This window comes from Rhabdobacter roseus (assembly GCF_014202275.1).
Taxonomy (GTDB): Bacteria; Bacteroidota; Bacteroidia; order Cytophagales; family Spirosomataceae; genus Rhabdobacter; species Rhabdobacter roseus.
Genome location: NZ_JACHGF010000001.1, coordinates 859,363 through 872,539, shown reverse-complemented (window position 1 = coordinate 872,539; position 13,177 = coordinate 859,363). Strand labels below are relative to the sequence as shown.

The following is a 13,177-nucleotide window of genomic DNA, read 5'->3' as shown; positions in this document are numbered from 1 at the left end:
TTGGGGTATCAATAGTACAAAAAAAGTACCATAGAATTGATGGCAGCTAGGAAAGATCATTTTTCGGAACAGGTTGCGGGTACTGCGCCCCGGAGTGCCGCTACATCGACCAAGGGTACCTAACCATCCCCTTTCGCTTTGAAGAATGAACGCTTGCAGGTACCTGCTAAATGGCGTGCGCGCTTTGTTAGACGTGGGGGTTCATTCGGGGTCGTTGGCCCGGTAGGTACCTGCCTGAAGTACCCTATTCCCAGAGCCTGAGAATATATTTGGGGGGCAAACATCTATTTTAAAAAGGTATACGTATCTAGCTGTGTGCGTGCGCACTTTAAATGGTCACTACTCCGCAGAAGCTATGGTAAATAGCTACACCCTATTGACTTGCTACGATCTTTTTCGTTTCCCGGCTTTGTTCAGAAAGTACCTGATCAGGGCCGTGGGCTTACTTTTGGGGCTAGGGTACTTTTCGGCCGCACGGGCTCAGTACTCGGCCTGGCAGCCGTCGGTGGAGGTAGGCGGCTACGCGGCTACAACGGCGCGGACGCCCTTTTGGCTGCGGGCCAACCAGTGGGGGCGCGTGCCGCTACTGGCTCCGGTGGCCACCGCCCGGCTGGGACTTAGCTACGACTCGCGCCGGGTACCTCCCGATACCTCCCTTACCACCCGGCCTACGTTTCGTTCCCGCCTGAGCTGGGGTGCGGGGGCCGAGGGCGTCTATAATTTGGGGCGGTCGTCGGAGGTACTTTTGCCCGAAGCCTACGCCCGCGTGCAGTGGGGGCCCTTTGAAGTATGGGGCGGGCGCCGCCGCGAAATCATCGGCCTGGTTGATACCACGCTCAGTACGGGTGCCACGTCGTGGTCGGGCAATGCGCAGGCCGTGCCCAAGATCCAGGTGGGCATTCCGGATTTTGTACCTTTGAAATTTCTCAAAAACTACCTCTCCATCCGGGGCTTTTACGCCCACGGCTGGTTCAATACGCCCTACATCAAAGGCGCCTACCTGCACCAGAAAGCGCTCTACGGGCGGTTTGGACTGCCCAACGGAAAAGTCCGCGGGTACCTGGGCCTGGACCACCACGTGATGTGGGCGGGCCAGGCCGACTACCTCAAGGGCAGCATCCTGGCCGTCGACGGAAAATTGACCAGCGACTTCCGAGACTACCTCTGGGGCGTGGTGATCGGGAAGATTCCCAAGCAGCACCGCAACGAACGCTTCAATAATTTTGACGGGGAAAATCGGGTGGGAAACCACGTGGGGCACTACAGCCTGGCCGTAGACTACCGCTGGGGTACTTCTACGCTGCTGCTCTACCACAACCACTACTTCGAGGATGCGTCGGGCATGATGCTTCAAAACATCCCCGACGGCCTCTACGGCCTGAGCTGGCAGCGCCGACCTACGCAGTATGCCTTCTTCAAGCTCCGGAAAATACTGCTGGAATGGCTCTACACCCGCGACCAAACCACCCCTACCTTCGACGTGCCGGGTTCACGCTTCAAAGGCAACGACAACTACTTCAACCACGCGCAGTACCGCGAGGGGTGGTCCTACCTGGGCCGGGCGCTGGGGACGCCCTTCATCGCGCCCAAGTACGAGCTCGTGCCCGAACTGGGTGAGAACAGCGAATTTTTTCCCAATAACCTCATCGAAGTGTACCACCTGGGCCTGGAAGGTACCTTGCTGGACCGTGTGCAGCTGCGGGCCAAGGCCTCGTACAGCCTCAACCGGGGTACCAATAACATTCCGTTCCAAACTACGGTGCGGCAGTTTTCGTCGCTGCTGGCGTTTGAGCTGCCCGTTTTTCGCTGGGGCCACACCCGCCTCACCGGCCAGCTCGCCTACGACCAGGGCGGGCTCCTGCCCCGTACCTTCGGCGGGTACCTGGGCGTGCGCTCTACGGGCTGGGCCGCGAGCGACCGCCGCTTTCCCTAAGTAGCTAAAGGGTACTTTCCTACGCCACAAATAACGCGGCGAGGTACTTCCTGAAAGTACCCTCGCCCCATACCCAAAGCCCTCCGCCCTAAAGCCGGATAATCTCCGCGCCGATGGCGTTGAGGCGTCCGTCGATGTTCTGGTAGCCGCGGTCTATTTGCTCAATGTTGTCGATGATGCTCGTGCCCCGGGCCGACATCGCCGCGATCAGCAGCGACACGCCCGCCCGGATGTCGGGCGAGGTCATGCGGATGCCCCGCAGCTGAGTACTTCGGTTCAGGCCGATGACCGTAGCGCGGTGCGGGTCACAAAGGATGATCTGCGCGCCCATTTCGATGAGCTTATCCACAAAAAACAGTCGGCTCTCGAACATCTTCTGGTGGATCAGCACCGTCCCCTGCGCCTGGGTGGCGATCACGAGCACAATGCTGAGCAAGTCGGGCGTGAAGCCCGGCCAGGGGGCATCGGCCACGGTGAGGGTGGAGCCGTCGAGGTAGTTTTCGATGCTGTAACGCTCCTGCGCCGGGATAAAAATATCGTCGCCCCGAAATTCCAGCTGGATACCCAGGCGCTTGAATACGTCCGGGATGATGCCCAGCATGGGGATCTGGCAATTCTTGATCGTAATCTCGGACTGCGTCATGGCGGCCAGGCCAATAAAGCTCCCGATCTCGATCATGTCGGGCAGCATGGTGTGCTCGGTTCCGTGCAGTTCTTCTACGCCCTCAATGGTGAGGAGGTTGGAGCCCACGCCCCCGATCTTCGCCCCCATGCGGTTGAGCATGGCGCAGAGCTGCTGCAGGTAGGGCTCGCAGGCGGCATTGTAGATGGTGGTGGTACCTTCGGCCATTACGGCGGCCATCAGCACGTTGGCCGTCCCCGTGACGGAGGCCTCGTCGAGCAGCATGTAGGTACCTTTCAGGTTGGCGGCATCGACCCGGTAAAAACCGCCGTCTTCGCCGTCGTAGCTAAACGTGGCCCCTAGTTTTTCAAAGCCCAGAAAGTGCGTATCCAGGCGGCGGCGGCCAATCTTGTCGCCCCCCGGCCGCGGAATGCGCCCTTTCCGGAAGCGGGCCAGCATGGGCCCCAGCAGCATCACCGAGCCGCGCAGCGCCGCCGCTTTTTGCCGAAACGAATCCGACTCCAGGTGGTCTATGGCTACCTGATCGGCCTCGAAGCGAATGGAAGAATCGCTGAGGCGGGTGAGGCGTACGCCCAGGTCATCCAGCAGGTCGATGAGTTGATTGACATCGCGGATGTGGGGAATGTTATGAATCGTAACGGGCTCTTTGGTGAGCAGTACGGCACAGAGAATCTGGAGGGCTTCGTTCTTGGCACCCTGGGGAATAATTTCACCTTGCAGGCGGCGACCGCCCGTTATTTTGAATGAAGCCATACGTAAAGGAAAAAATGAGCGAGCCTACCTGCCGCTGGGCCAGGCACGACTACGGTAAGAAAAGAAGCCTACTTTCGGCGATTACGGTTGTTGTTGTTATTATTGTTGTTGTTGCGGTTGTTGGGGTACTTGTTGTTGCGGTTATTCCGGTTGGCATTGGTGGGTGCCACCGGCCGGTCGGTGTTGAAGTTGGGCTGGGCCTTGTATCCGCTCGCCTGGTTGCCACGGCTACGCTCGGGATTGCTGTTCCGATCCTTGGGCGAAGCTTCGATGGGTCCGTTCTGCCGGATGTAGTCAATTTCGGCGCGGAGGTTCCCTTCGGAGATTTCTTCCAGGTGCTCCAGCAATACCACATCCTCGGGGTTTTCCCGGTTCCAGGCGTTATAAAACGAGCGCATCAGCCGGTAGAGGTACGACACAAACGCCAGGCGATCGTCCGGATCTTCGGTCTGGATCGCTTTTTCTACCAGCAGCTCGATATTCTTGCCGTAGTGGTGGTAGTTGAGCTTGTGTTGGTTATAGGCCACGGTTTGCGGCTTCTTGCCCAGCAGCTCTTTCGACGGCGGCGGGTACGGACTATCTACGTCCAGCTCAAAACCGGATATAATGTACAGGTCATCCCAAAGCTTGTTGTAGTAGTCCTGGTTGTCCCGCATGTTGGGGTGGATCTGTCGCATCAGCTCCACCAGTATGTGTGCGTACAGGGTACGCTTAGCCGGATCTTCCATCTTGACGATGTGATCGGCTAGTTTTTCTACATTACTACCGTATTCTTTCAAAGGTTTTATTTTTTGGGAAAAGACAAAATTAAGAAGTTTTTATCAGAAACAAGATGAATGAGCGGCCGGGCTTTCGATAAGGGTTTCCTTTCGTACTTTTGCGGGCCGGAAAGCCTTTGCGGGTACTTTAAAAAATCGAAGACGATAAAAATCGCTATACGTAAAAGTAGAAAGGCTAATCCAAAACTGCAAATCACCTACCTTTTATGCGCGCCCTTGTCCGCCTGTACCAACGCGACCTCCGCGAAACCTTTCGGCTGAGCATCCCCATTGTGGTGGCCCAGCTGGGGGTAGTGCTCATGGGCGTGACCGACAACCTGATGATCGGGCGGCTGCTGGGGGCGGTGCCTTTGGGCGCGGCGGGCGTGGCGCATTCGGTCACGTTTCTGATCGGCAGCATTGGCATTGGGGGTATCTCCATCGTGTCGGCGTTGGTGTCGAAGGCCTACGGCCAGCACGACACCGCGGAGATTGGCCACCTTTTTCGGGCCGGGATACGGGTAGCCTGGCTCTTGTCGGGAGCCTTGGGCCTGCTGGGGCTGCTGGTGGTGTGGCAGTTTGAATTTTTGCAACAAACGCCCGCCATTACCCAGTTGGCGCGCCCGTTCGTGCTCATCCTGCTGCTCAGCAACGCGCCGCTGCTGGTGTTCATGGCCATTCGGCAGCTGTGCGACGGCCTCTCGCGCCCCCGCGTGGCGATGTACATCACGATGTCGGCGCTGGTGCTCAACGCTTTCCTCAACTACGCCCTCATTCGCTGGCTGGGCCTCAACGGCGCGGCCCTGGGTACTTTGCTGGCCCGTGGGTACATGGCCGTGGCCATTTGGCTTTATACGCGGCAAGACAACTTCTTTCAGCCCTACCTGGAGGTAGTAGCGGTGCCGTTGAAGGGTTTGATTCTCAAAATCCTGCGGCTGGGACTGCCCGGCGGCTTTCAGTTTTTCTTTGAAATTGCTGCCTTCTCGCTGGCCGTGATCATGATCGGCTGGCTGGGCGAGCCGCAGCTGGCCGCCCACCAGATCGCCATCAACATGGCTTCTACTACCTACATGATGGCCACCGGCATCTCCGCCGCGGGTAGTATCCGGGTGGGGCGCGCCCTGGGGCTGGGTAGTTTGCCCGCGGTCCAGCGGGCGGGTACGGCGGCCTTCCTGCTCACGGCGGTTTTCATGAGCGGCTGTTGCCTGTTGTTTTTGAGCGCCAACGAGTGGCTCGTGAGCCTCTACATCCGGGACAACGCCCAGGTAGCGGCCATTGCGGCTTCGCTCATGATCATCGCGGGGTTTTTCCAGCTCTCGGACGGCATTCAGGTAGTAGGGCTAGGCGTGCTTAGGGGCGTGTCCGACGTCAACCTACCCACGCTCTTTACGTTTCTGGCCTACTGGGTGCTGGCGCTGCCGCTGAGCTACGTTCTGGCGTTTCCGCTGGGCCTGGACGTAGTGGGTGTCTGGATCGGGCTGCTGGTGGGGCTCACGGTCTCGGCGTTGCTGCTGACGGTGCGGTTTTACCGTAAGCTGCGTCGCCTCCGGCGGGAAGGCCTTAAGGCTTAAAGGTACCACCAGCGCAAAGCAATGGGTACCAGGTTGAAAAGCATGTGCTGTACTACGGCCTGCGCAAAGCCAAAACGTACCCGTACGTAGCCATTGACCAGGCCAAAAACGATCTGCTGGATGGTAATGAAAGGAGCCAGCAGCCATACCGTAGCCGACAGCTCCCGGACGTTCGATACGTGCATGAGCCCAAAGAGCAGCGCCGAGCCGTAAAAGATTACGCCAAAGTACCTTTCCCAGCGCCGCTGAAACGCGCCCGCCAGCAAAGGTACCCGCAGCAGCGCGTAGGTCGTGAGCCCGGCCACCAGCGCCACCAGCCCCATGAGGTAGAAGCCCGGCTGATCCAGCACCCGCACGAGGTTGGTGGAGTAGGTACCTCCCAACGGGAGCCAGTAAAACACCACCAGCCCCACCGACCACGCCACCCGCTCGGCCGAAAAGCGCAGCCCCCAGCGGTAGGCCAGCTCTTCGAGCCAGGGTGCTACCAGCAGCGCGCCGACCAGCAGCTCCGACCACTCGGCCGGGAACGTCTGCCGCGCCAGCTCCTGCCCGAGCCACTCCCGCACCAGCGGCCGGATGAGGCCGACGTCGGCCAGTACCGACCCGACCCGCAATATACTAACCACGCCAAAGAGCAGAAGTACCGTCCGGAGCGTTAGGGGTACCTGGCGGAAATGGGGCGTAGGTACCTTTAGGAAATGAAAAAAATCGCGGAGCGTATGCAGAAGGATCATAGGCCCGAAGGTACCTATTGCCTGCCTAACTAGTAGCGTAAAGTCCGGCTGAATTTGCTTAAAAGTACCCTACTCGCCACCGGGTGTACGTATTTTTGCCTCCCTAGTCCGTTGGTGGGGTCGTAATTTCCCTTACATTTACCTACCTTTTACGCTTTATGAAAAGATTCCAATGGAAGCTGGGCCTGAACATGTCGCTGCTGCTGACGTGTATTGTGCTGCCGGGCCGGCTCGTGCGTCTGTATTTGGGCGACGAAAATGTTCCTAATCTCGTTGCGTCGGAGACCGTCATCTTCCTGATGTGCGTCGTCAGTTGGATCAGCCTCCAGTGGTGTATGCGTACCCCCCGGCTGTCCGCCCGCTGGCTGAGGGTACTGCTGGCGGTGCTGGGCTGTATCTTCTTCACGACGATTTTTAACCTGCTCTCGCCGTTCGAGGATTTTCCCAATACGCCGCTCATCCCGATGCCCCTCCCCAACCGGCTCATCATTCTGGCCATGCGGGGCGTTATGGTGGGGGTTCTGATGCTGGTGGCCTACTTATACGTAGAGCAGCAGGAGAAAATCCAGTTTACCCGGATGCAGCTAGAGCAGCTCAAACAGGAGAACCTGGCCGTGCAGCTGAGCTCGCTGCGCCAGCAAATCAACCCGCATTTTTTGTTTAATTCGTTGAATGTACTCAAATCCGGCGCTCGGGAGGAGTGGGTCAAGGACTACGTCATGCAGCTGGCCCACGTGTACAGGTACCTGCTCCGCCACAACCACGAGGCCAACCTCGTGACCGTTGCCGAAGAAATGGACTTCATCCGGGCGTACCTGTATATTCTGAACGAGCGGTTTGAGGACGGCCTGCAGGTGGTGATCCGACTTACCCCCGCTGCCGAAACTCGCCGCCTGCCCGTGCTGGCACTTCAGCTCGTTCTCGAGAACGCCGTCAAGCACAACGTCGTGGCGCTGGCCCGGCCTTTGTTCATTGACATTTACCAGGAAAACGGTTCGCTGGTCGTGAAGAATAACGTGCAGCCCAAAAAAGGGGGGTACCAGGGTATGGAGATTGGCTCGGGCATTGGTCTGAAGAATCTGACGGAAAGGTACCGTTTGCTGGCCCAAAAGAGCCCGTCGATTACGCACACCCCCCAGTACTTCATCGTACAACTACCCCTACTTGACTAGCTATGAAGGTTTTGATTTTGGAAGACGAGCAAAAAGCAGCCAATGAATTAAAGTACCTCCTCCAGCAAATACACCCCACGGTACAGATCTGCGGCATATTGCAGTCCGTCGACGAAGCCACGGCCTGGTTTGACCTACACCCCGCGCCGGACCTGATTCTGTCGGACATTCAGCTGGGCGACGGCCTGAGCTTTGATATTTTGAAGGAAAAGGCCGTACCCGTCATTTTCTGTACGGCTTACGACGAATACGCCCTGCGAGCCTTTGAAAGCAACGGGATCGACTACCTGCTGAAGCCTATTGAAAAAGACAAGCTCCGGAAAAGCCTGGAAAAGCTCAACCTGCTCAAAGAATTATTCAGCCGAGAGCCCGGCGATCTGCCGCTAGGGACCGAAAGTACCTACCTAAGTACCCTGCTGGTACACTACCGGGGGCAGATCATCCCCCTGGCTACGGACGAGATCGAGTACATCCGCTCTCACCACTCGCTGGTGCTGGTGCATACGCATCAGCATAAGTACGAAATCCGGGAAACGCTGGACGAACTTGCCCTGCGTCTCAACCCGTTGCACTTTTTTCGGGCCAACCGCCAGGTGATCGTCCAGCGCCGGGCCATTGCGCTCATCGAGCAGCACGTCACGCGGAAACTCGTGCTGACGCTCACCGACGCCTCGGCGGGCCCCATTACCATCAGCAAAGCCAAGGCTTCGCGCTTTCTGAAATGGATGAAGGAAACCTGAGCCCCAAATTGGGAAAAGGGCTAAAAGGCAGTCGGGCTGCCTAATTACTGCCCGTCTGGCCCTAAATTTTGCCCGCTTCGGCCAGAAAATCCTTTTCCTTTTGGCGCGGATGTCCCTACTTTGTTTCAAGGCCAGCGAGAACTTGGTGAAACATCACACTATAACACACTATGAACATAGGCTGACTCATGCTTTTCTTGGCCTCTCGCTGGTCTGTAAGGTAAGGCCAGGAACAAGGATGATCAGAAGAGGCGGCCCCGCAAGCGGGGCCGCCTCTATTTTTTTTGGGGGGTACTTCACACCCATTTTCTTACATACACCTAGACGACGCGCTTGGCTAAGTACCATTTTGACCAAAGCATTCTGACCCCATAGGTAGGCTTCAGGTACCCTCCAACCACCGCGGGTACTTCCTCAAGCTGGCTCTAGGTCAAGCGGCTGACAAGCCTTTTACTATTTTTTTACAAAAGGTACCTGGCCATAACGGTGACAACTATTTTTCGATTATTTTTGAAAAACGTTTAACCCTCTATGAAAAAAATCTACACCATTAGTGTGCTTTTGTTGGCCGTATTGTGCGCGGCCCAAGCCCAAACGCCCAGCATTTCGATCTATACTGCCGGGGATGCGTGTCTGGGATCTGTCCAAAAAATCCCCGTTTCGATCAGTGGAACATTCAATCCCGACAACCAGTTTTCGGTACAGGTCAAGCGCATTGAAAGCTCAACGATCCTGGCCGAACTACCCGCCACGCTGAAAGACGGACAGATCGAGGTGACCCACCGCGACTCCCTCCTCTCCACCTACCAGAATATCCAGCTACGGGTGTTAGCCTCCTCCCCAAAAACCGAAAGCCAGTGGTACCATTTTCGGCTCTTCGCCAAAGGTACTTTGCACCTGGAAGCCAGCCTTTCGGATACCCTCAACGCCGGCGATGACCTGCCGATTAAGTTTACCACGCAAAGTACCAGCAACGTACTGGTGAGCCTCAGCAATGGCTCGCAATTTAGTTTTTACCCACACGGCCAGCCGCCTTTTGTCAGCTACCAGCAGATCGTTGTCACTAGCAATGAGCCCATTTATATTACTAAAGCCGAGAATGCCTGCGGGACCATGCAGACAAGCGGGCAGGTAAAACCCGTACTCAACCCTACGGCCGTACGTACTACTTTTATATCACCGGCGGCCTTCTGCGAAGGGAGTGAGGTAAAAGTTGCTTTTTCGACTTCGGGCCCGCCTTTGTCGCCCCAGGCCCGGTACCGGCTGCGGTTCAGGGAAACCTCGTACAGTTCTTCGTCGGTGCCTCGTACGGTAGAAGTGAATGCTGAGCTACGGGACAATGTACTAGTGGCGCGCTTTCCTACCACCTTTAATCTCCAATACAGCTTGCCATTTAACGTGCAGGTACTCGTAGACAACCTCGGGATCGTGGGCTCGGCGGGGACTCCTACCTGCTACATACATCCCAAACCCACGGCCGAAATTGTTACGTCCAGCGTAACTGTATCCATGGGCAATCAGGTTTCGGTGGGGGTACGTTTCAACGGCCTTCCGCCCTACTCAGCCGATCTGGGCCACGGCCTCTTGATTAGCAGCGCCTACTCCAGCTCGGAGTACGTATACTTCAACGCTGAGCAAAGCGCGTCTTACTCCCTGCAGTCGTTTACGTCGGGCTGTGGACCTGCCACAACCACCACTCCGCAAACGATGGTGGTTACGGTGCAGCCAGGGCTGCTGGTAGAGCCATCGGCTATGCCGCAGGTCCTGTGCGTGGGAAGTACCTCCCGCATCCGGCTGAAAACGAACGCTACCCTGGGCGCTGCTACCCAGTATACGGTACATTTCCCGTTCAGCGACCAGAAACAGTACTCCTTCCCGGCTACGCGCCAGGGCGACTACCTGGAGTTTACGATCCCGCCTTTGCCCGAAGGTACCGACTACGCTCAGACCTATGATTTGCTCTACAGCCTCATCGTCACGACGACGAACCCCTCGCTGACGTCGCCTCCGGCCAACGGGTTTACGGTACAAAGTATGCCAAAGGCAACCTTGGCCGACTACAGCCGGTTGAACTACGACGCTCCGGGTAAGATTAATTTGACCTACATTTTTTCGGGCCGCGGGCCCTTCCAGATTGAAGAACAAAACGGCCAAATAATTCGCCAGGATTGGGGCGTGTGGACTCCCGACTACTACCTGCTCCAGACCACCGACTACCGGCTCAAATCGGTGAGCAACGCCTGCTTCAAAAACGAGAACCTGCCTAGTGTCCGGGTTACCCTCACCAACACCGATAAACCCGGCCTGTACTTGGTTCCTCCGCCCAAAACGGTCTGTGCTCAGGACAGCATCGAGCTGGTGGTGAAGACCAGCGGTACCTTTGCCGCTGATAATATTTTCAGCGTTCAGGCCTATACCGATTGCTGCACCTACCAAACCCTCAGAACCGTAAAGGAAGGAGGTACCTACAAAATAAAACTCCCCGCCAGCAGCAGTAATGGCTCTACCTACGCTTCGATCCGGGTGACGTCCACCAATCCCGTCCTGTTCAGCGAGACCTACTCCATCGAGGCGCAGCGGCCCGTAAGCCAGGCTTCCATTAGTCCGTACGGAACCGCCGAGTACCCTTCTGAGTACTTGGCCAAAGACGACGTACAGCTGTATTTCAGTGTACCCTCGGGTAGCTTGACATCGGCCGTGTATTCTGACGGGACCACCGACTACACGTACACGTACCAGTGGCAGTATTCCAGTTATATTCCCGTCAAGCCCGCCGTTGGAAAAACGACCGCCTATACCCTCAAATCGGTCACGAACAGCTGCGGCACGACATCCATAAATGCAACTACGTACGTCCGGGTACTTCCCTACCGCCTCAATGTATACGACGGCAGCAGCAGCCGGTACTACTGCCAAAACAGCCCCCTTATCGTGCCTTTTGCGGTACTTTATGGGAGCGCTGGCAACGCCACCTTTTCGTTGCAGCTCAACCGCGATGGCACCAATGACTGCATGACCCTCGCCAGCGGCGAAACGAGCCGGCAGTTTACCACCCGTATTCCCGCCACGCTGGAGCCAGGTACCTATTGGCTGCGCATTACCTCGTCCGACGGCGCCGTTTCCAACCAATTTCAGGTGTTCATCGGGGCGCTTCCTACGGCCACGCTGACGTCCACCAAGCCCGCGCCCATTATCGTCGACGCCAACGAAGGCTTTTATTTACAAACTACCCTCACCGGCTCCGGCCCCTGGACCGTCCTGTACGAAGACAACACCCGCACTACACCTTACAGCAATCCCGAAAGCCGCTACGTGATCCCCACCAAAGCGCAGGAGTACTACGTGAAGTCGGTGTATAACCAGTGCGGCTACGGTACTACCTCCGGTCGGGTGGCGGTGCAGGTACGGCCCCGGCTCGTCGTTTCGTCCGACCGCTACCTGGTCTGCGAAGGGAGCAGCTTCACCATGAACTACCAGCTACTCGGTGACGTAGAACTTTCGACGGACTACATCCGCTTCGAGCTCGTGGACCTCACTACCCGAAAGGTACTTGTGCTGGACTCCACCCAGGTACTTTCCGGCCAGCGCGTGCTCACCATTCCGGCGGTGCTGAGCGGCAGCAACTACGCGATCCGAGGTACCCTGCGCAGCTATAGCCTCAGCTCCCAGCTGAGCGTGGGGATTGGTACCAAGGCCGACATCAGCCTGAGCGGGGGTACCGTCATCAACAGCGGCGAAAGTACCTTCCTGACCCTGAAGAGCAACAAACCCAGCAGCGAGTTTCTGCAATACCGCCTCTCTGACGGCACTACGGGTACTTTTCACGGGGCCAGCGCCGAGCCGGTGGTGCGCGTCAGCCCTACCCAAACGACTACCTACACGCTGACATCCGTCACCAACAGCTGCGGCGAAGGGCGCGTGTCGGGCCGGGCTACGGTGGAGGTCAATCCGCCCAGCGAGCGGGCCATCACCACCACGAAGGTGGACTTCCGGGCCACGGCCAGCTTTTGCCCCGGCGACACCGTGGTGGTACACTACACACAAAGGGGTACTTTCTCGGCGGGCAATGCCCTGACCGTGCAGCTCTCCGACACCAGCGGGCGCAGCTTCCGGTCCATCGCCACCCTTGGTAGTACCTCGCCGCTGCGGGCGGTTATTCCGTCCGACCTGTCCTCGGGCCAGGTGTACCGCCTACGCGTAGCCGCCTCCGACCCCAACACCGCCAGCGGTGCCTACGCCTACCCCATCCCGGCCAGCCAAAAAGCCCGGGCGCGCTTTGCCTCCGAGACGGTCTACTACGACGGCGTAAGTACCCCCCGCATTGTGGTATTGCTGGAAGGCGGCGGCCCCTGGCAGTACCGCTTCGGTACGGATCTGGCGACCCAAAACCGGTATTCGTATACTCCTACCGATACCATTGCCCTGCAGCAGGCGTCGCCGAGCCAGTACTACCGGCTGTTTCAGGTGACCAACCAATGCGGCGCGGGTATCGTCGAAACGCCCAATACGGTGCGGGTGGAGGTGATTACCAGTACCCCCACCGAGGTACTTCGGTCGGTCACGGTAGCGCCCAACCCTACCCAAGACTACCTCGTCCTGACGTTTGACGCGCCCCAGCCCCGTACCATCCGGCTCCTGACGCTCCAGGGTACTTTGGTCCGTAGCCTCACCAGCCGCGAGCCGGAAGAGTACCTCGACCTGCGAACGTTGCCCGGTGGTATGTACCTGCTACACATCGAAAGCCAGGGGAAAGTCATGACCTATAAAGTAGTGAAGCAGTAGGGTACTTTTGTATTTAAATCAAAGGGGCAGACCATCCAGAAGTTGATCCGTCCCTTTGGTGCTATTATTGGGTAAACAAAGTACCTTTAGC

Annotated in this window: 8 protein-coding genes; 5 read left to right on the top strand and 3 right to left on the bottom strand. The window is 57.6% G+C overall.

Annotated features, from left to right (window positions below; all coding sequences use genetic code 11):
* The first annotated feature begins 355 nt into the window (after positions 1–355).
* Positions 356–1,933, top strand: coding sequence for a capsule assembly Wzi family protein (locus HNQ92_RS03695; RefSeq protein ID WP_184171076.1), 1,578 nt, complete (start codon positions 356–358; stop codon positions 1,931–1,933).
* A gap of 88 nt (positions 1,934–2,021) precedes the next feature.
* On the opposite strand, the gene murA is transcribed toward HNQ92_RS03695, so the two are convergent.
* Positions 2,022–3,329, bottom strand: coding sequence for a UDP-N-acetylglucosamine 1-carboxyvinyltransferase (murA, locus tag HNQ92_RS03690; protein ID WP_184171072.1), 1,308 nt, complete (start codon positions 3,327–3,329; stop codon positions 2,022–2,024).
* A gap of 68 nt (positions 3,330–3,397) precedes the next feature.
* Positions 3,398–4,108, bottom strand: coding sequence for a DUF4290 domain-containing protein (locus HNQ92_RS03685; RefSeq protein ID WP_184171068.1), 711 nt, complete (start codon positions 4,106–4,108; stop codon positions 3,398–3,400).
* Between the two features lie 206 nt (positions 4,109–4,314).
* Here HNQ92_RS03685 and HNQ92_RS03680 point away from each other — a divergent pair, with 206 nt between their 5' ends.
* Complete coding sequence (locus tag HNQ92_RS03680; protein ID WP_184171064.1) at positions 4,315–5,658, top strand: MATE family efflux transporter; 1,344 nt, start codon at positions 4,315–4,317, stop codon at positions 5,656–5,658.
* Here the strand turns inward: HNQ92_RS03680 and HNQ92_RS28880 are convergent.
* Positions 5,655–6,392, bottom strand: a complete 738-nt coding sequence (locus HNQ92_RS28880) for a CPBP family glutamic-type intramembrane protease (protein ID WP_184171061.1) — start codon at positions 6,390–6,392, stop codon at positions 5,655–5,657. The genes HNQ92_RS03680 and HNQ92_RS28880 overlap by 4 nt on opposite strands.
* Positions 6,393–6,550: 158 nt before the next feature.
* Between HNQ92_RS28880 and HNQ92_RS03670 the strand changes: the two genes are divergently transcribed.
* The 3 genes from HNQ92_RS03670 (at position 6,551) to HNQ92_RS03660 (ending at position 13,086) form a co-directional block, all read left to right on the top strand.
* Positions 6,551–7,564 carry a sensor histidine kinase gene (locus tag HNQ92_RS03670; protein ID WP_184171059.1) on the top strand — a complete coding sequence of 338 codons (1,014 nt, stop codon included), beginning with the start codon at positions 6,551–6,553 and terminating at the stop codon, positions 7,562–7,564.
* A 2-nt stretch (positions 7,565–7,566) separates the two neighbouring features.
* Positions 7,567–8,304, top strand: coding sequence for a LytR/AlgR family response regulator transcription factor (locus HNQ92_RS03665; protein ID WP_184171055.1), 738 nt, complete (start codon positions 7,567–7,569; stop codon positions 8,302–8,304).
* A 531-nt stretch (positions 8,305–8,835) separates the two neighbouring features.
* Positions 8,836–13,086: a T9SS type A sorting domain-containing protein gene (locus HNQ92_RS03660; protein ID WP_184171052.1), complete on the top strand. Its 4,251-nt coding sequence runs from the start codon at positions 8,836–8,838 to the stop codon at positions 13,084–13,086.
* Positions 13,087–13,177 lie beyond the last annotated feature (91 nt).